The following is a 16,705-nucleotide window of genomic DNA, read 5'->3' on the forward strand; positions in this document are numbered from 1 at the left end:
TCAGTAGAAGGACTTGAGGACAGCGAGTCGTGCAACTGAATTTTGATACGAGAAGTGTTACGAATAGAGATCGCTTTGCCTATTGGCGCGAGGCGGTTTGTGCCACCTATGTCCAGCTTGGTTGCGAAGCAGTTGAACGCCGGAATTTCAAGGGTTCAATCACATTAGAACGGCTTCCTCAGATCTCCATTTCCTTCGTTTCCGGAACATCGCATGATGTCATTCGTCGCAAACAGGATATATCGCGCGCGACAGACGAATTTTTTCTTCTCAGCTTACAGTTGAAGAAAAAGGCATACCTTAGTCAGAGGGAGCGCATTGCCGAGCTAGGCCCAGGTGACTTTGCTCTGTACAGCAGTACCGACCATTACAAACTGACTTTGACGGATAGTTTCGAGCAGTTGGTCCTCCAAATGCCGAAGAAACAACTTCTGGCGAGAATGCCTAACGCAGATCTTTTGACCGGGCGTCGTATTTCGGGGAACAGCGTAATTGGAAAACTGGTTGGTCAAAGCGTCCTCGGGTTTGCTCGTGCCGAAAACAACAACCGGATTATACAGTCCTTTATTCAGGACACTCTTATTGATCTGGTCGCGACTGGCTTGTCATCGATTGATGAGGGTAACTGTGAATTAAGTTTGCCGGAACAGCATATGTCACTGCGCGCAAGAACCTTTATTCAGTCCAACTTGATGGACCCTGCGCTGGACAGAAACGCCGTGGCACAGGCGACAGGTATATCCGTCAGGCGGCTGAACGAGATATTCATGAAGGAAGGTTATTCCATTAGCGGCTTTATCCGCAGTGCCAGGCTTGATAGAGCCGCATCAGATCTTAAGGACCCTCGGTTCCAGCGGCAATCTATCAGTGAACTCGCGATGAAATGGGGATTTAATAACTTCCAACATTTCTCGAGAATCTTCCGGGAAACATACGGAAAACCTCCAAGCGAATTTCGATCAGCGAAAGCTTCTTATCCCAAACAGTGAACACTCCTTGTGAATGTGCGCATAATTTCCAAGCAGAGGACACCGGTCTCATCGCGCCTTGGCAAGAGAGAAGCCTAATACAATTAGCGGTTATTAAAAATTTCCCTCGAAGTTAAACCGCAGAAGCGTCAAAACTCAGCAACCTTTTCTGTTCGCGTACCTGCCTATTGACTATTGCGATATTCTATATAACCATTCGGACCGCTTCGATAATCAAGAACGTAAATAAACTGAAGCGAAAAAAGAATAATTAAAACAATTTGCGGGAAAGTGACTTCCCGTGGGGAGAATATAATGAAATTGAAGCGTATGATTGGCAAAAGTCTCTTTGTGATGGCGGCTTTACTTTCTGTTAGCGCATTCAGCACCAGCGCATATGCAGAATATTACCTCCGTTACAGTGAACTCGGCCCGCCACGTGGTGCCCGTGCAGAATCCTTGAAATGGTGGGCTTCTGAAATTGAAGAGCGCACAAATGGCGAAGTTAAAATCGAGTTTTTCTGGAGTCAGGCGCTATCTAAAGGCAAGGAAACCCTGAGAGCGGTCTCAACGGGCCTTGCAGATGCAGGAACCATTATGGGTCCATATAACCCAGCAGAAATGCCGGTATGGAACTATGGTAACATCCCGTTTGTCGCAGGCGATATTTGGGTAACGCTGAGAACCTGGCAAGATCTGCAGACGACAATGCCCGAGCTTTCCGATGAAATGAAGAGAAACGGTATTCACGCGCTGGCCAACTTTACCACGGGACCCAGCGAGATTGTTTCAAACTTTGAGATCAAATCGTCCGCTGATCTTGATGGCAAAAAAATCCGGGCAACTGCCGGCTTTATACCGCTATTGAAAAACCTCGGCGCCATTCCTGTAAATCTTGGCCATAGCGAAATCTATCAGGCGATGGACCGCGGCACGGTAGATGCCGGTGCTACCTACATGTTTGCGACGCGCTCTTATAAATTTTATGAAGTTGCGGACTATGTAACGGAAGTCAACATGGGACAGGTTGTTGGATATGGTGCTGGTATAAATCTCAAGCTGTGGAATGAAATGCCGGACAACATCAAGAAAATCATGACCGAAGTCAGCGAGGAGTTTGTTGAACATTACTCCAAAGCCCTGATTGAAGATAACGCCTCTGCCCGAGCCGAATTGCTCAAAGGCATTGACGGTAAGGTCATGAAAATTACTACTCTTGATGAAGAAGAGCGTGCGAAATGGAGAGCTGCAGCAGAAGAACTGGTTGTTGAATGGAAAGAACGTACTGATGCCAAGGGTATCGATTCCCAAAGTGTCATCGATCAGTACAACGCAACTTTTGCTAAATACCAGAAAGAGCTCGAAGAAAAGGGCTATCCTTGGAACCGTTAAGCTGTCTTTTGTAACTTCTTAATCTGGAAAACTAGATGAAAAACAGCTTTCACTATTTCGAGAAAACCCTCGTTCTAGTTGCCGGCGTAGCCGTTATGCTCATGCTTGCAATCACCACATTGTCTGTATTAGGCCGATATGTCATAGGCGTCCCAATACCGGACGATGTGGTGATGAATGAGTTTCTTATGGTGTTCGTGGTGTTTTTGCCCTTCGCTTTTGTGCAGTCACAGCGCGAACATATCATGGTAACCTTGTTTACTGATAAACTCCCTGACCGCGCAAACCTGGTCCTTGACGCCTTTGGCTTTCTGCTTGGTTTCGCGTTTTTCGCGATCATGACCTATTCTGCATTCCACTACTTTCTGGATGCGTGGATTACCGGAAACTATATGGAAGGTCCGCTATCCTTACCGGAATGGCCGGTCCGTTTCATATTTTTCGTTGGCATTCTCATGTTTACGCTTCGGTTTGCAATAGACGTGGTCAAAGCCGGGCTCGAGCTCACGAACAGAAAGTAAAGTTTTATGGATCCCATTACTCTCGGATTCTGCGGAATCGGCGTACTTTTACTATTGATAATCATTCGTGTTCCAATTGCGGTTGCGCTTGCTGTTGTCGGATTTGTTGGTCTCATTCTGGCGATTGGATGGCCTGCGGGTCGGGAGGCTAATCTGGAGCGGGGCTGGCAGGCCGCCATCAACTATATCGCGTTTGAGCCCTATTCGTTCGTCGCCTCTTTTTCACTTGTTGCAATCCCGCTCTTCTTGATGATGGGCTATGTTGCCTTTCATTTCGGATTTACGCGAGATGGATATGACTGCGCTCGCGCCTGGTTATCCCGGCTTCCTGGCGGCCTTGCGGTCGCCTCTGTCATGGGTTGTGCCATGTTTGCTGCGGTCAGCGGATCAAGTCTGGCTACGGCTGCCGCAATGGGCAAACTGGCCGTGCCGGAAATGCTTCGATACAAATATGACAAGGGACTAGCGACAGGCGTAATCGCCGCAAGCGGAACACTCGGTTCACTTATTCCGCCAAGCATCCTTATGATTATCTATGGGCTATTTACCGAACTATCCGTTGGAAAGCTCCTTCTTGCGGGATTGGTCCCAGGTATTCTCTCTGCGTTAATCTATATCTTCATGATCATCATTCGGGCCATGATTAACCCGAAGTTGGCGCCCCCCCCAGAAAATGTTAGCTGGGAAACACGGTACAAGTCCCTGCAAGGAACATGGTCAATCATAGTTCTGTTTGTCCTTGTGATGGGCGGAATTTATGCCGGCATCGTAACACCAACGGAAGCCGCGGCTGTTGGCGCGGCGGGCGCATGGGGGCTAGCCGCTCTTTCAAAACGGTTAAAAGCCAGGGAAGCCAAGCTTTCAATTCTTGAAACAGTGACCCAATCCGCCAGTATTTTCGCCGTTGTCATTGGCGCTAAAATTTTCGTTGGCTTCATTGCCATTACTGGCGTTGCGGGATTTTTGTCGGACCTCGCATTATCGCTTGATTATCCGCCAATTGTTATCCTGCTGGCACTATCGCTGGTATATATCGTTCTCGGAACGTTCATGGATCCGCTCGGGATCATGCTCTTGACCTTGCCCGTGGTAGTGCCCGTGATTGAAAATCTGGGCTACGACCTCATCTGGTTTGGCGTCATCATGATTAAATTGCTTGAAATCGGGCTTATTACGCCACCTGTCGGCCTTAATGTTTATATTCTAAAAGGGGTTATTGGCGACAGGGTTAAGCTAGAAGTCATATTCAAGGGCGTACTCTGGTTCCTTGTAATGGATATTCTGACCTTGTTGCTTCTAATACTCGTACCGGAAATTAGTCTGTTCTTACCGAATGCACTCAATTGACGATATGCTCGTTTATGCAGGCACCTCACCTGCAGTATATGAACTTTTAGTTTGATTGCGATATAGAGTTTGCTGCCATCTACCCGGTCCGCTTAACCGGTGTTGATGGCAGCCTTCTCGAAAAAACAATGATTTTCGATCAGTAAAGTTGGCTAGTCTCAACTTTCCACTACACATCTACGCATAATCCTGACCTTATTGAGAATATTATATGGCCCAACCTTATGCAGGACGCTTCCGTTGTCCCAAATTAATAGATCACCGGGTTGCCATTTGTGCGTATAGATTGCTGTCGGTTTGAACTGGAGGCTGTTAATTTCTTTCATCTGCTTAATACCTGCCGGCCAAAACTTGCCTGCAATTCGCCAAGCGTGATCTCCGATGTACAGTGTGGGACGACCTGTTTTAGGATGAGGGCGTACAATCGGATGATAGACAGCACCATCACGAAACCGCCGTCCCAAGACACTCTTCCACCATTTCAGCTGCATCACCAGGGACTCGCGGTTTAGTTCCGAAAGCGACCATTGCCAAGGCATCCGCCGTTGCCTTGTTGCCCGGGCGAGTTCAAAATTATGTTCAGCCTGCAACCCTTTGAAGCGGTCCTTCACAGACCGATCAAGATCTTCATAAATCTGGTACATATTTGCGAAATGCGTGGCCCCTTCTCCCTCTGGCACTCGAATTCCATAAAGAACTGTCGCCCTGCTCGGTTGCAGGGACCAAGATCCATCGCTATGCCAGTGAGTAGAACCGGGGTCAGGGTGACGGCCGATAGGTTGGCCTTCCGTATCCACATTACTGAGATAATGAGCAAGATTGTTTGCACTGGGATAGTCTTGATTTTGCCAAAGTGCGCGGCAAGGACCAAAAATTTGCGCAAAGTGAATTTGCTGATCTTCAGTCAAGTCCTGTTGGCGAAACAATAGAACCTGATGGTCCACTAACGCCTGATTGAGAGCCGATTTTTGGCTTTCTGTTATAGTTTTCGACAGATCCAAACCCGAAACCTGTGCCCCGAACGTTTCAGAAAGGGGCATAAAATGAAGTGCCTCAAGCGGCACAGCGCGATTATCAGGCGGCATGACTTGGTCAGATTCCATCTAGTTATAATACTCCATCAATCGCGGTATAGGAAATCAAACCATCGCGCTTGATTGAGGTTTGATGCACACCGGATGCTTATAACCCTAAGCGCAAAATTGTAAATTTTGAGCAAAAACGATAAGTTTAGCGTCAACAGCGCAAGGAAAGCTGGGAGCAAGTGCATCCACTGCATGCCATATTAATGATTGGTTAGACATTCATTTCTATGGTTTACTAATCATCATAATGAGTTAGACCAAAAAAAAAGATATTGAAGATATATATATATGAAACTGTTGAAAAGTCTTCTCGATGGTAAAGCTGCCGTATACCAGATTGCCCCCAAAATTGACGAGCGCGGAAGCCTAGTCCCAGCTGACCTTTCAGAACTAAATTTCCCGGTCAAAAGAGTATTCCTTGTTAGGGCCACATCAAATGTCGAGCGTGGCGGGCATGGTCACTATCGTGGGCGACAGTTCCTGATGCATGTTTCAGGTAAGATAACAGTCGAATTGCGGTACAACGGGGTAATTAGAACAGAACAATTAGAATATCCTGGAAATTGTCTGCTGATTGAGCCCGGTGTATGGTCAAAGCAGATATACTCGAATGAATCCTCTGCATTAATTGTCTGTTGTGATACGAGTTATGATGAATCCGATTACTTTTATGAGACCCGTGAGGATGGCTTATTGACTTCATCTGTTAAGAAGGATTCTTAAAAAATGCGCATTGCCATTCTGGGTGCCGGAATTATGGGCAGCAGCCTTGCCATCTTACTTGCAAGACGGGGGGCGAACGTAACTTTATTTGAAGGCGGCGGCGCCCCAATGATGGGCGCAAGTAGGTGGAACGAAGGAAAAATACACCTTGGTTATGTTTACGCAGGAGACCCAACCTTGGCATCTGCGCGTCACGTTCTATCTGGTGGCATCTCCTTCGCGCCAATAGTGTCGGAAATACTGCAAACTGATATTCGTCCTTATTCTACTACCGAAGATGACCTTTTTGTTCTGCATCAAGATTCAGTTGTTGATAAAGCGGAGTTTAAAGGCTTTCTGAAGAAATTAGACGAGATAGCAGGATCGCATCCAGATGCAGGCGACTACTTTGGGAATTTATCCGGATATTCCTCTCTAGAGTTAACGACTAAAGAGATCGAACCCATCGCGAACCCGGAAACCACAGTTTCCGCGTTTCGAGTTCCCGAACGTTCCGTCCAAACGGAAGTTATCGCTGGTCTTTATTGCGCGGCATTAGGCAATGATAAAAAAATCACCCTGGAAACCGGCTGTACAGTAACTAATGTTTCGCCCCAGGATATGGATAACGGATCTTGGAGCGTGACTTGCGATACTGCCGATGGCAAAAAAACCTTTGAAGAATTTGATAGCGTTATAAACGCCCTTTGGCACGGCCGAATGGACATAGATGCCAAAGTTGGCATCCCGCCAAGTGGTACCTGGTCCAACCGATACCGGGTGTCGCTTTTCGCAAAAACAAACAGGGTTGTGAAAACACCCAGTGCGTTTGTCGCGGTTGGTGCGTTTGGCGATGTCAAGAATTACGATGATCGGTCCTTCTATTTATCTTGGTATCCCGCGGGGCTTTTGCTGGATAGTATTGACGTTCTGCCGAAAACACCGGATCCGTTGACAGTGGAACAAAAGAATATAATTACAGAAAATGTTCGGTCTGGATTAGCGACGGTACTGATTGGAGCTGACGAAATTTTTGATGCGGCGCAAGACATTCGGGTCGAAGGCGGCTTCGTCTTTGCGCAAGGCCGAGGCTCAATCGCGGAAAGGTCCTCTACCCTGCATTCACGTGATAAATTCGGAATCACGCGAAAGGGTCGGTACTATTCAATTGATACTGGAAAGTATTCTTCTGCCCCTGAGTTAGCGACAATTCTCGTCAAAGAGCTAATGGGATAATTGATCTGATGGTTTCTGAAGGCGGGACAAAACTGGATTCGAGTATGACGAAAGAAACGGCAACGAAGGAAGCAGACCTACCCCTCGTTACTGCCTTGTTACCTAGTTATAACGCAGAGGCATTTATCCGCAAAACGCTCGACAGCCTAGTCGCGCAAAGTTGGCTAAATCTGGAAATATTGATCGGCGATGATTTTTCGACAGATGGAACGCCAGAAATCATCCAGGAATATGCCGCTCGCTACGAGAATATTCGCGTTTTAAATCGAGAAAAGAACCTCGGCTGGCTCGGTAATTGTAATGATCTTATGGCAAATGCGCGCGGCGACATGATGTTTTTTGCTTTTCATGATGATGTTGTCGCGCCCGACTACGTGTCTTCTCTTGCTACGGCTCTGCAACGCGAACCGGATGCAATACTCGCATATTCAGATCTTGAACTTGTAGATCCGGATGGAACAAGGGAATTCCTGGATTGCGCCGAACTCTCCGGAGTTACGAATGCCACGATGAGAGGATTAATGTATGCGCGGCGGCGCCCTGACTTTCATTGGTGGATACCAAACCGAGGCATCTTTCGTAAACAAGCCTACACAATAATTGGGGGCATCCCGAAGAACGAGTATGGAGAGTTTAGTGCCGATTGGACCTGGCTGTTACATCTTTCACTATTAGGACCATTCATTCGCGTTCCAGAAACACTGTGCTTCAAACATTATCAAAAAAGCAGCTTAAGTATTAATTGGAAAAGAACATCCGCCAAGTATCGAGGCTTGGCGCGCTCGGGAATTAAAGAGGTCATGCGTAGTGACCTTGATCTGTTTGCAAAGCTACTGATATGCGGATATTTGCAATACCGAATTTTAGGTTCGAAAGTAAAATCTTTGGTAAAAGGTAGCTGAATAGCGGCCTATAGATTATTCGAATCCGTCTTGGCACCATCTATTCCAAACATAACCTCGACATCTGGGACACCTTGATTGCAGAGCCAAGGTTGTCACCAGATAATCGTTTCCTGCTGTCTCTTGGGAAAGTTTTTATCAACCCGGAATTAGGATTCTGACGACTGAGACAGATACAAATGCCTAAATCAAGGCAATCTTACCCGTTCGCAAATCATAAACACCACCGACAATGTCGATCTTTTTACCGGCATAAAATTCACCGACAATAGGAGAAGATTTTTTCAACTCTTCTACCTGTAAACGGACATTTTCGATAATAGCATTATTAAGCAGGTTATCTGCGCCGGACTTCTGTGCGGCGGCGACAGCAGGTTTTATCGACGAGATAAGCCCAGGCAAATGACCAGGAAGAACCGCATTATCCTCTAATACACTAATTGCCGCACTGACTGCACCGCAATTAGTGTGCCCCAGAACCATGACCAATGGTGTACCCAAAATTTTAACGCCATATTCAAGAGATGCCAAAAGATTTGGGCTCATAACGTTTCCCGCAACCCGCATTACGAAGAGGTCTCCCGGGTTTTGGTCAAACGCAAGCTCGGGCGACACACGTGAATCGGCGCAGCTTAAAATGGCAGCAATTGGATATTGCGATTTCGCGAGAGCCGCGCGACCCGCAGAAAAGTCGCGCTGATTGGGCGTGTTTGCCGCATACCGCATATTCCCTTCCATCAGCCGTTTCAAAGCGGCTTCAGGCTTGATAGCATTTGGCAACTCTCCCGCTTTATCCGCGAACGCAAGCCCTGCGGTCCATGGGGCGAGCATCGCAAGTGTGCCGGCAGTCGTCAGTATTCTCCGCCGGGATAGTTGCGGGCCTCGCAAACCTTCTTCTTTCGTTTCGCACATTTTCACTTCTCCATAAATTGGTACAGCATTGACGTAAATAAGGGTTATCCTATGCCAATGCATTCAGGCAATTAAGGCGAAAATTGAAATGCGCCCTACACTAGTTATGATAACAAATATCTCTTGGAATGTAACAATTGAATGTATTTTTTAGTCCGCGTCAGTAACCTAGCCTTTCAATCTTTCAAACTATTTTCTCGATTAAGAAGTTTCTAGTTAATGCATCATCAGGAATGAGACACGAGATACTTCTTCAAGTCATCAAGATTTGGCTCCACACCAAGACCATGGCTTTCCGACAATGTCGCCACTCCTTTTACATCTGACAACATGCCGCCAACAAGATCACTGCGAAGTGGATTATGATTGCTATCAACTTCGAGAAGGCCGTCGCCACCCGCTGCCGCCAAAGCATGGGCGGAGGCAACGAGTCCAACCCCGCCGCCGAGATAATGCGGGCAATAACGGGCGCCGGAGGCAATTATTCGCCGCGCTAGCGGAACGCATTTCGTTAAGCCGCCCCATTTTGCAAGATCCGGCTGGATCACGGACAGGGCCTTATGGCTGATCGCGGCATCGAAGATGTCGTCTCCCGCCATATTTTCCCCGCCGGCCAATGGCATTGGCGCCGACGCTTTTAATTGCGCCCACTCGTCTTGATCGCGGTCGGCGGCAATGGGCTCTTCAAGCCATGAAAGGTTATATGCCTCAAAGCTGCCCGCAGCAAAACAGGCTTCCTCAATACTCCAGGCCTGATTGGCATCTGACATTAACTGCCTATCGGGTCCCAACAGGCTCCGAAGCGTTTTCAAGTTACGGTGATCCAGCTCCAGTCCAAAACCAACCTTCAATTTGATGGCTTCAAATCCATCACGTAGCGCGGCTTCAGCGAGCCGTTCCGGCTTATCCGGACTTAGCCCGCTCGCATAGATAGGGACCTGATGGCGGTCGCCACCCAGCCTTTTCCAGATCGGCAGGCCGTCCTTCTTGGCGGCTAAATCGTGCAGCGCGATATCAAGGCCCGCGATACATTGCGCAATTGGCCCGGCCTCACCGGTTTGTATCGCCAGAATGCGGGTGGCGCCTGTTAAGTGATTGAAGGCGGTATCGGTGTCGTCAAAGGCTTCGCGTTTTAGAATTGGGCCGAAGACATCATCAACTAGGCGCGCGCGATGTTCCGCACCGACATTGGGAAAGTTGCACCATATCTCGCCCCAACCGGTGACGCCGTCTGCATCACGGAGGCGGATAAGTACCATTGGCCGGTCCCGCATCATGCCGAAGGAGGTCACGACAGGTTCTGTCAGCGGGTAGCGAAAAACGAAGCATTCGACTGTCTCGATATCGATCATGGTTTCATGTCCATATCGAAGCGGATACAGTCCGCGCGGTAAATAACATCAGCAAGATAAACGATTTCATTGTCTTCTTTCGTGAGTAGCCGCCGGACCTTGGCGACAGGATCTCCTATCGGATACTCGAGCAACTCGGCCGTTTCAATGTCACATTTTCCGATAGTCACCCGCTGTCGGGCGTTTGCAATATTCAGGTTTTCCAGACTGTAAAGGACGGGGAGGACGAGTTGCGTGCGAAATTGTTCTTCCGCCTTTCTGAAAACTGTTTCCTCAATGTATAGGGAAATGATGCAATATTTCATGTCTGAGCGCATATGTGTGCGCTTCAGATGGTAATATGATGGCGCAAGATATCCTTCATCTTCCGAAATACTGGGCCGGATAAGACCTTCCTCGATATTTTCGACATTGGGCTTATCCCCTTTATAAATGTCGATCAGGTCGGCCATGGTCGTCTCGACGCGTAGCGGCCGACGAGCAATTGCCTTCTGGGTAACGACGGTACCGCGTCCTCGTTCCGGCAGCAATAATCCCTCGTCACGGAGTAGCCGGACCGCTTCACGAACAGTAACGCGGGCAACGGAAAATTCCGCCATCAAGCTATCGAGAGAGGGTAGAATGTCGCCGGGTTTCCATGTGCCGTCATATACCCGTTGCCGGAATATCTCTGCCACCTGATGGTAGAGTGGAATGGCCCCCGTTCGTGAGAGAGGCGTATGTCTATTTTGTTCGGAGTTATCCATATTTACCGTGAGCCCTGACCCGAATTTGGAAGCTTTCTGTATATAGTTGCTTGCCCCTTTTGTCACTATATAGTACTAACTTATTAAAGGTCTATCTTTAGGATGTTTAAATTGGACAATTAAACGATAAAAACTGAAAACTCCGGTTTTCGAAGCATATCGCAGGACTGGTGACTATCGGCCATATTCGCCTTGAAAACCCAATTCTTATTATGAAAGCTTGAAATATGTCATACGAAGAACTTGCGCTGCTGATTGACGGGCGCTGGACACAGGGAACCTCCGGCAAGACGGAGACAGTGGTGAACCCGTCAACAAATGAAGCGTTGGGAGAGTTACCGCTCGCCTCCATTGCTGATCTGGATGAAGCGCTTGAGGCCAGTCAAAAAGGCTTTGATGTTTGGCGGAAAACGCCGGCCATTCAGCGTCAGATGATTATGGAGAAAACGGCGCGCCTGCTCGAGGAAAGGATGGACGTCATCGCCGCCAACCTCACCCGAGAGATGGGAAAGCCACTTAAGGAAGCGAGAATGGAACTTGGCGCGGCGATAGATGTGCTGCGCTGGTACGGGGAAGAGGGAAAGCGCGTCTACGGCCGCGTCGTTCCGTCGCGCATCACAGGCATGCGACAGACAGTGAAGAAAGAACCTATCGGACCGGTTATCGCGTTTGTGGCGTGGAACTTCCCGGCCATCAATGTGATGCGTAAGGTGGCCGGCGCTATCGGCGCGGGATGCTCCATCACCATCAAGGCCAGCGAGGAGACTCCGGGCACCTGTATCGCGATCGGGCGGGCGTTTATGGACGCCGGTCTGCCGGCGGGCGTTCTGAATATTGTCTTTGGTGATCCGGCCACCATATCCTCTCACCTCTGCGCGTCCGACATTCCGAGAAAACTGTCTTTCACCGGAAGCGTCCCGATTGGCAAGCATTTGCAGAAGCTGGCGGCTGACAAAATGATGCGCTGCACGATGGAACTGGGCGGACATGCCCCTGTCCTGGTATTCAGTGATGCAGATATCGACGCGGCTGTGCGCAATTGCGTGGCCGGAAAATATCGAAATGCCGGTCAGGTCTGCGTCTCTCCCACACGGTTTCTTGTGCAGGAAGCTGTCTACGATAAGTTCGCGACTGCCTTTCGGGATCAGGCCTCGAAACTTGTGGTCGGTGATGGACTCGCCGAGAAAACTGATATGGGCCCCCTCATTGCCGAACGGAGGATCGAGGTCATGGAGAACTTCATGGCGGATGCGCTGTCCAATGGCAGCAACTTGCTGACCGGAGGTGAACGTCTTTCCAATAGCGGGAGCTTCTTCGCACCGACTGTTTTGGGAGATGTCACCGACGACGCCCTGATCATGAATGAGGAGCCTTTCGGACCCATCGCCCCTATTTCGAGATTTTCCACACTTGATGAGGCAATCGAACGAGCAAACCGCCTACCATTCGGCCTGGCGGCCTATGCGTTCACCAAGAACGCAAAGACAGCAGCGGCATTAAGCTCGGAAATCCAGTCGGGCATGCTGGCGATTAATTCGCTGATGGTGGCGTCGGCTGAAACACCTTTCGGCGGTATTAAGGACAGCGGCTATGGATCGGAAGGATCAATCGAGGGTATGGAGACATTCCTGACAACACGCTTTGTAACGGAAGTATACTAGCTAATTCAGTGCTCCACAGGGTGCCGGGCAATGAATTCCTCGATAACGGCGTCGTCAACCTCAACAAGGTTTTCCGGCGCCGGATATCCTCCTGACCTGATATCCGCAGCGAATTCTGAAAAGGCGGCGATACGTTCCTTTTGCATATCTTGCCGCATTTTGTGAAAGTCCCTGTAAATTTTGGCGTGGCGCGGAAAAGGGCCCGGACCGTCACCCAGAATATCCTGCGCGAACAGGAACTGGACATCTCCGCCAACGCCGGATCCCAGTGATACAGTAATGAGGGAGGTACGTTTCGTCAGCTCGCTCATGATGCGATGAGGGATAACCTCGCATTCGACAGACCAGGCGCCGGCTTGCTCTAAATCCTTGAAATCCTGATAAATCTTTTCTGCCTCGGAAATTGTTTTCCCAACTGCCCGCAGGCCACCCGTCCAGGTGCTGCGCCTCGGCACCAATCCGGCATGTCCTTGCACGGGAATGCCGGCATTTGCCATTGCTTCTATAAATTGCAGGCTCCACGCGCAGTAAATGCCATCTCCGCCGCCTTCCATGGCCTGAAAACCAATACGGAGCGCCTCCTGTTCACTCGTACAGAGGGTCAGGGGCATACAAAAAGTGGTAAAGGTGTGAGGTGCTGCCTCGCAAACGGCAAAAGACTCTCGTGGATCAAGGGGGTTCCAGCGGACATTGATCAGATCGATGCCTGCCGCTTCGGCCGCAGCCGCTTCATCGGGCGTGAAGGCAAGGGTTTGCGTCAACTGCTTCTTGCCCTTTAAGTCCCGGATATCCCGTACCGTATAGTTACGAAGGCTGACGTCGCCCGCCATCGAAACGACACGTCTGAAATCTTTTTGCTGACTTGCAGTCTCATTTTGTATTTCCGTCACGCTAAGCTGTCCTCTCAATTAATGGCATGGTGACGGCTCATCGAAGCAGGTTCGGGAGCCATAGACTGATTTGCGGCAGCAACGTGATCACCACCAACATGGCAAGCAAACCGACGATGAAGGGAAGGACCGCGACAATCATTTTCTCGATCTTGATATTTGCAATCTGCGATGCGACGAAAAGATTGACCCCAAGTGGTGGCGTCAGGAATGCGATTTCGATATTCAGGATCAGAATGATCCCGAAGTGAACCGGATCAATGCCGAACGACAAAATCAGCGGGACCAGCACCGGGCCCAGAATGATGATGGCAGACAGCGTTTCCATGAAGCAACCGATGACGAGCAATAGAATGTTGATCATCAGCAGGATAATCAGCGGATTTTCTGTGGCTTGCGAAAAGATCTCAACCAGGGTCTGCGGTATCCGCTCCAAAGTGATGACGCGCGCAAACAGGGTCGAACTGGCAACCACGATCATAAGTGCGCCGGAAATAACATGTGTTCTCTCGAAGGCTTCCTTCAGCTTTCGCAAAGTGAGGGTCCTGTATATGACGCCACCAACGAACAGGGCATAGACAACCGCGACAACTGAGGCTTCGACCGGGGTAAAAATGCCCGTATAAATTCCGCCGAGGATAATAAACGGCATGGCAAGGGCTGCTTTACCCTCCCACAGGGTTTTCCAGATGCTTTGCTTTTCTTCTTCCGATTGGATGACGGGCTTAATGCCGTGATAGCGCGCGACGCCATAGGCGATCCCGGCCAGAACAATACCGACCAGAATTCCGGGTATCACGCCAGCAATAAACAGGTCGCGGATCGAGGTGTTGGCGATGATCCCATACAGGATGAGCGGGTTGCTCGGCGGGATCAGGACACCCAGCGTTCCGCCTGTTGCCGCGGTTGCGGCAGCATAGGAAGGGGGATATCTGTCGCGGATCATGGCCGGGATCAAGATTGCACCAATGGCAGCGGTGGCCCCTGGACCAGAGCCCGAGATCGCGGCAAAAAACATGCAGGAGAAAATCGTAACAATCCCGAGGCTGCCCGCAACATGGCCAATCATCTGGCGGAAAATGCGGACAATCTGCTGGGTAATGCCACCCTGTTCCATCAGGTTGCCGGCAAATATGAAGGCCGGAATAGCCAGTAGTGGAAATTTATCAAGCCCGTTCAGGATACTTTGGGCCGCGACTTCTACCGGAGTGCCGAGCACAAAAGCGCAGGCAAAACCAACCAGCCCTAACGATACATAGATAGGAACACCCAGAATGAGAAGCGCAGGGAAGGCGAATGAAAGAATAAGCTCGACTGGTGTCACGGCGTAATCTCCCCGGAACTGGGCGTTTGAAGGCCCGGGGCTTCAACAAACCGGGATAGAATTGTGAATATAATGGCAGCGGAAAAGCCAATCGCAGGGGCTAAAAACAAGATATTCTCGTTGAAATTGAGGGTCGGGGACAGATTGGGGTAACGAAAGCCCTCCTTAAGATTTTCGATGGAATACCAGGTAAACAGGACATCAAAGGTAAGAACCGCACACCATTGCAGCTGGGAGACGATCCAGCGACTTGTACGACCCATCTTGGATATCAGGTCCGAAAAGAATTCAACGCGAAGGTGAGCGCCGGTTTGCGTTGCATAACTGGCGGCGACAAATATCATGGCGATAAAGGAGAAACGGGCAAGCTCTTCCGTCCAGTCGAGTTGCCAACGCATCTGCCGGGCAAGAACCTGAAAGAACAGGCTGCCAACCATAATTGTTAATGTTATATGAGCGGCCCACAGTTGTGTTTGTCTGAGAAACGCAAAGATCAGGTTGGTTGTATTATTGCTGCGCATTCCTGCCTCTTTAGCACGAAAATGGTGGGCCTCCCTCCGGGAGGCCCAATTAGCATCTATTTCTTGTAACCTATTCTGGTTACTTCATTTTCGCACGGTGTTCTTCGATGATTGCGACAGCCTTGTTGGCAACCATTTCACCGTCCGGACCGATATTCTGGTAGTAATCGGGCCAGATCTTCCGGGCCTTTTCAACCCATTCGGTCTCGTCCTTGATATCCGTTACAATGACGTTCTGTTCTTTTGCCTTTTCCCACCAATGAGCTTCATCGATCGGCTGCCACCAGCGGATATAGTCAGTTGCTTCCCGACCGGCGCGAAGAATAGCTTCCTGATGCTCTTTCGAGAGACCCTGAAACCACTTTTCAGACACTATGATCGGGTGGGTGAGAATGGTGTAATGGAAGCGGGTCATCCGGTTGATAACTTCGTAAAACTTCATTCCGATGACGTCAGTCACCGGATTGTCACCACCGTCAACGACGCCCTGTTGCAATGCGTTGTAAAGCTCCGTCCAGCCGAGTGGGACAGGATTGGCATCCCAGGCCTTATAGGTCGCAATCATCACAGGATTTGGCGGCACCCGCATCTTGAATTTGGCGAGATCAGCAGGTTTTTCGATCGGTTCGTCAGACTTATAGAAGAAGGCGCGCCAGCCGCTATTCTCCCAACCGACAATTCTGACACCGGCTTCCTCAATAACGCGCGGTACAAGGAATGGCGTCAAGTTGTCCTGCAGGTAGTTAACTTCTTCGGTGCTGGTTGCGATGTAGGGCAGGATAAAGACATTCAGGCTTGGGGCCATGGTTGCCAGGTTATTTGTCGCCGGCAGGGAGACATGTATCTGCCCCTGGCGGGTCTGCTTCGCCATTTCCCGTTCGCCGCCCAACTGGCCGCCGGGGAAAATTTCACCGCGGATTTCATTGTTCGTATAAATGGCGACAAGTTCTGTAAAGCGTTTTAATGTCGCCGTGTGAGAGCTCCATTCCATATTCACGGTATGGGCAACAACCATTTTTATCTGGTCATCTTTCTCTGGCAGGTTCTTGTATGTATACGGATTTTCTTCCGCATATACGACCGGTGCCACCAGCATGGCCAGCGCAACGGCTACTCCCGAAAATAACAAACGTTTCATTTTTCTCT

Annotated in this window: 16 protein-coding genes; 8 read left to right on the top strand and 8 right to left on the bottom strand. The window is 49.6% G+C overall.

Translation table 11 applies throughout. From position 1 onward, the window contains the following. The first annotated feature begins 29 nt into the window (after nucleotides 1-29). From GQE98_RS13405 to GQE98_RS13420, 4 genes are all read left to right on the top strand, one after another. Nucleotides 30-989, top strand: a complete 960-nt coding sequence (locus tag GQE98_RS13405; RefSeq protein ID WP_161316117.1) for an AraC-like ligand-binding domain-containing protein — start codon at nucleotides 30-32, stop codon at nucleotides 987-989. A 294-nt stretch (nucleotides 990-1,283) separates the two neighbouring features. Then, entirely contained in the window at nucleotides 1,284-2,360 is a 1,077-nt protein-coding gene (locus GQE98_RS13410; protein WP_161316118.1) for a C4-dicarboxylate TRAP transporter substrate-binding protein, read from the top strand. 35 nt (nucleotides 2,361-2,395) lie between these two features. Then, nucleotides 2,396-2,881, top strand: coding sequence for a TRAP transporter small permease (locus GQE98_RS13415; protein WP_161316119.1), 486 nt, complete (start codon nucleotides 2,396-2,398; stop codon nucleotides 2,879-2,881). Between the two features lie 6 nt (nucleotides 2,882-2,887). Next, nucleotides 2,888-4,228 carry a TRAP transporter large permease gene (locus GQE98_RS13420; protein ID WP_161316120.1) on the top strand — a complete coding sequence of 447 codons (1,341 nt, stop codon included), beginning with the start codon at nucleotides 2,888-2,890 and terminating at the stop codon, nucleotides 4,226-4,228. 158 nt (nucleotides 4,229-4,386) lie between these two features. Here the strand turns inward: GQE98_RS13420 and GQE98_RS13425 are convergent, their stop codons facing one another. Further along, on the bottom strand, nucleotides 4,387-5,331 hold the full coding sequence (locus GQE98_RS13425; RefSeq protein ID WP_161316121.1) for a TauD/TfdA dioxygenase family protein: 945 nt from the start codon (nucleotides 5,329-5,331) through the stop codon (nucleotides 4,387-4,389). Between the two features lie 270 nt (nucleotides 5,332-5,601). Here GQE98_RS13425 and GQE98_RS13430 point away from each other — a divergent pair, with 270 nt between their 5' ends. From GQE98_RS13430 to GQE98_RS13440, 3 genes are read left to right on the top strand one after another with little or no spacing between them, the layout of a single operon-like run. Beyond that, nucleotides 5,602-6,036: a sugar 3,4-ketoisomerase gene (locus GQE98_RS13430; protein ID WP_161316122.1), complete on the top strand. Its 435-nt coding sequence runs from the start codon at nucleotides 5,602-5,604 to the stop codon at nucleotides 6,034-6,036. Between the two features lie 3 nt (nucleotides 6,037-6,039). Continuing rightward, nucleotides 6,040-7,251, top strand: a complete 1,212-nt coding sequence (locus GQE98_RS13435; protein ID WP_161316123.1) for an NAD(P)/FAD-dependent oxidoreductase — start codon at nucleotides 6,040-6,042, stop codon at nucleotides 7,249-7,251. A 44-nt stretch (nucleotides 7,252-7,295) separates the two neighbouring features. Continuing rightward, nucleotides 7,296-8,153 (top strand): glycosyltransferase family 2 protein, encoded by an 858-nt coding sequence (locus tag GQE98_RS13440; protein ID WP_161316124.1) that lies wholly within the window; start codon nucleotides 7,296-7,298, stop codon nucleotides 8,151-8,153. A 183-nt stretch (nucleotides 8,154-8,336) separates the two neighbouring features. Here GQE98_RS13440 and GQE98_RS13445 read toward each other — a convergent pair whose 3' ends face one another. The 3 genes from GQE98_RS13445 to GQE98_RS13455 all read right to left on the bottom strand — a co-directional run bounded on the left by GQE98_RS13445 (nucleotide 8,337) and on the right by GQE98_RS13455 (nucleotide 11,163). Next, nucleotides 8,337-9,065 carry a carbonic anhydrase gene (locus GQE98_RS13445; protein WP_202526285.1) on the bottom strand — a complete coding sequence of 243 codons (729 nt, stop codon included), beginning with the start codon at nucleotides 9,063-9,065 and terminating at the stop codon, nucleotides 8,337-8,339. 227 nt (nucleotides 9,066-9,292) lie between these two features. Continuing rightward, nucleotides 9,293-10,417 (bottom strand): mandelate racemase/muconate lactonizing enzyme family protein, encoded by a 1,125-nt coding sequence (locus GQE98_RS13450; protein ID WP_161316125.1) that lies wholly within the window; start codon nucleotides 10,415-10,417, stop codon nucleotides 9,293-9,295. Then, nucleotides 10,414-11,163 carry a GntR family transcriptional regulator gene (locus GQE98_RS13455; protein ID WP_161316126.1) on the bottom strand — a complete coding sequence of 250 codons (750 nt, stop codon included), beginning with the start codon at nucleotides 11,161-11,163 and terminating at the stop codon, nucleotides 10,414-10,416. Before GQE98_RS13455 ends, GQE98_RS13450 begins: the two co-directional genes overlap by 4 nt. 227 nt (nucleotides 11,164-11,390) lie before the next feature. Here GQE98_RS13455 and GQE98_RS13460 point away from each other — a divergent pair, with 227 nt between their 5' ends. Beyond that, on the top strand, nucleotides 11,391-12,824 hold the full coding sequence (locus GQE98_RS13460; RefSeq protein ID WP_161316127.1) for an NAD-dependent succinate-semialdehyde dehydrogenase: 1,434 nt from the start codon (nucleotides 11,391-11,393) through the stop codon (nucleotides 12,822-12,824). A 5-nt stretch (nucleotides 12,825-12,829) separates the two neighbouring features. On the opposite strand, the gene GQE98_RS13465 is transcribed toward GQE98_RS13460, so the two are convergent. The 4 genes from GQE98_RS13465 to GQE98_RS13480 all read right to left on the bottom strand — a co-directional run bounded on the left by GQE98_RS13465 (nucleotide 12,830) and on the right by GQE98_RS13480 (nucleotide 16,697). Further along, the gene (locus GQE98_RS13465) at nucleotides 12,830-13,714 is read right to left on the bottom strand and encodes a 3-methyl-2-oxobutanoate hydroxymethyltransferase (protein ID WP_161316128.1); all 885 of its coding nucleotides are present in this window, start codon (nucleotides 13,712-13,714) and stop codon (nucleotides 12,830-12,832) included. 37 nt (nucleotides 13,715-13,751) lie between these two features. Beyond that, the gene (locus GQE98_RS13470) at nucleotides 13,752-15,038 is read right to left on the bottom strand and encodes a TRAP transporter large permease subunit (RefSeq protein ID WP_161316129.1); all 1,287 of its coding nucleotides are present in this window, start codon (nucleotides 15,036-15,038) and stop codon (nucleotides 13,752-13,754) included. After that, the gene (locus tag GQE98_RS13475) at nucleotides 15,035-15,559 is read right to left on the bottom strand and encodes a TRAP transporter small permease (protein ID WP_161316130.1); all 525 of its coding nucleotides are present in this window, start codon (nucleotides 15,557-15,559) and stop codon (nucleotides 15,035-15,037) included. The genes GQE98_RS13470 and GQE98_RS13475 overlap by 4 nt, the downstream gene beginning before the upstream one ends. A 79-nt stretch (nucleotides 15,560-15,638) precedes the next feature. Further along, nucleotides 15,639-16,697, bottom strand: coding sequence for a TRAP transporter substrate-binding protein (locus GQE98_RS13480; RefSeq protein ID WP_161316131.1), 1,059 nt, complete (start codon nucleotides 16,695-16,697; stop codon nucleotides 15,639-15,641). Between the last annotated feature and the right edge of the window lie 8 nt (nucleotides 16,698-16,705).

The organism is Sneathiella litorea, from assembly GCF_009882915.1.
GTDB lineage: Bacteria > Pseudomonadota > Alphaproteobacteria > Sneathiellales > Sneathiellaceae > Sneathiella > Sneathiella litorea.

Bases quoted from the DNA above. Each gene is read 5' to 3' on its own strand.
- GQE98_RS13460 (WP_161316127.1), top strand. From the start codon at position 11,391: ATGTCATACGAAGAACTTGCGCTGCTGATTGACGGGCGCTGGACACAG.
- GQE98_RS13480 (WP_161316131.1), bottom strand. From the start codon at position 16,697: ATGAAACGTTTGTTATTTTCGGGAGTAGCCGTTGCGCTGGCCATGCTG.
- GQE98_RS13430 (WP_161316122.1), top strand. From the start codon at position 5,602: ATGAAACTGTTGAAAAGTCTTCTCGATGGTAAAGCTGCCGTATACCAG.
- GQE98_RS13440 (WP_161316124.1), top strand. From the start codon at position 7,296: ATGACGAAAGAAACGGCAACGAAGGAAGCAGACCTACCCCTCGTTACT.
- GQE98_RS13420 (WP_161316120.1), top strand. From the start codon at position 2,888: ATGGATCCCATTACTCTCGGATTCTGCGGAATCGGCGTACTTTTACTA.
- GQE98_RS13410 (WP_161316118.1), top strand. From the start codon at position 1,284: ATGAAATTGAAGCGTATGATTGGCAAAAGTCTCTTTGTGATGGCGGCT.
- GQE98_RS13415 (WP_161316119.1), top strand. From the start codon at position 2,396: ATGAAAAACAGCTTTCACTATTTCGAGAAAACCCTCGTTCTAGTTGCC.
- GQE98_RS13435 (WP_161316123.1), top strand. From the start codon at position 6,040: ATGCGCATTGCCATTCTGGGTGCCGGAATTATGGGCAGCAGCCTTGCC.
- GQE98_RS13475 (WP_161316130.1), bottom strand. From the start codon at position 15,559: ATGCGCAGCAATAATACAACCAACCTGATCTTTGCGTTTCTCAGACAA.
- GQE98_RS13425 (WP_161316121.1), bottom strand. From the start codon at position 5,331: ATGGAATCTGACCAAGTCATGCCGCCTGATAATCGCGCTGTGCCGCTT.
- GQE98_RS13450 (WP_161316125.1), bottom strand. From the start codon at position 10,417: ATGATCGATATCGAGACAGTCGAATGCTTCGTTTTTCGCTACCCGCTG.
- GQE98_RS13445 (WP_202526285.1), bottom strand. From the start codon at position 9,065: ATGTGCGAAACGAAAGAAGAAGGTTTGCGAGGCCCGCAACTATCCCGG.
- GQE98_RS13455 (WP_161316126.1), bottom strand. From the start codon at position 11,163: ATGGATAACTCCGAACAAAATAGACATACGCCTCTCTCACGAACGGGG.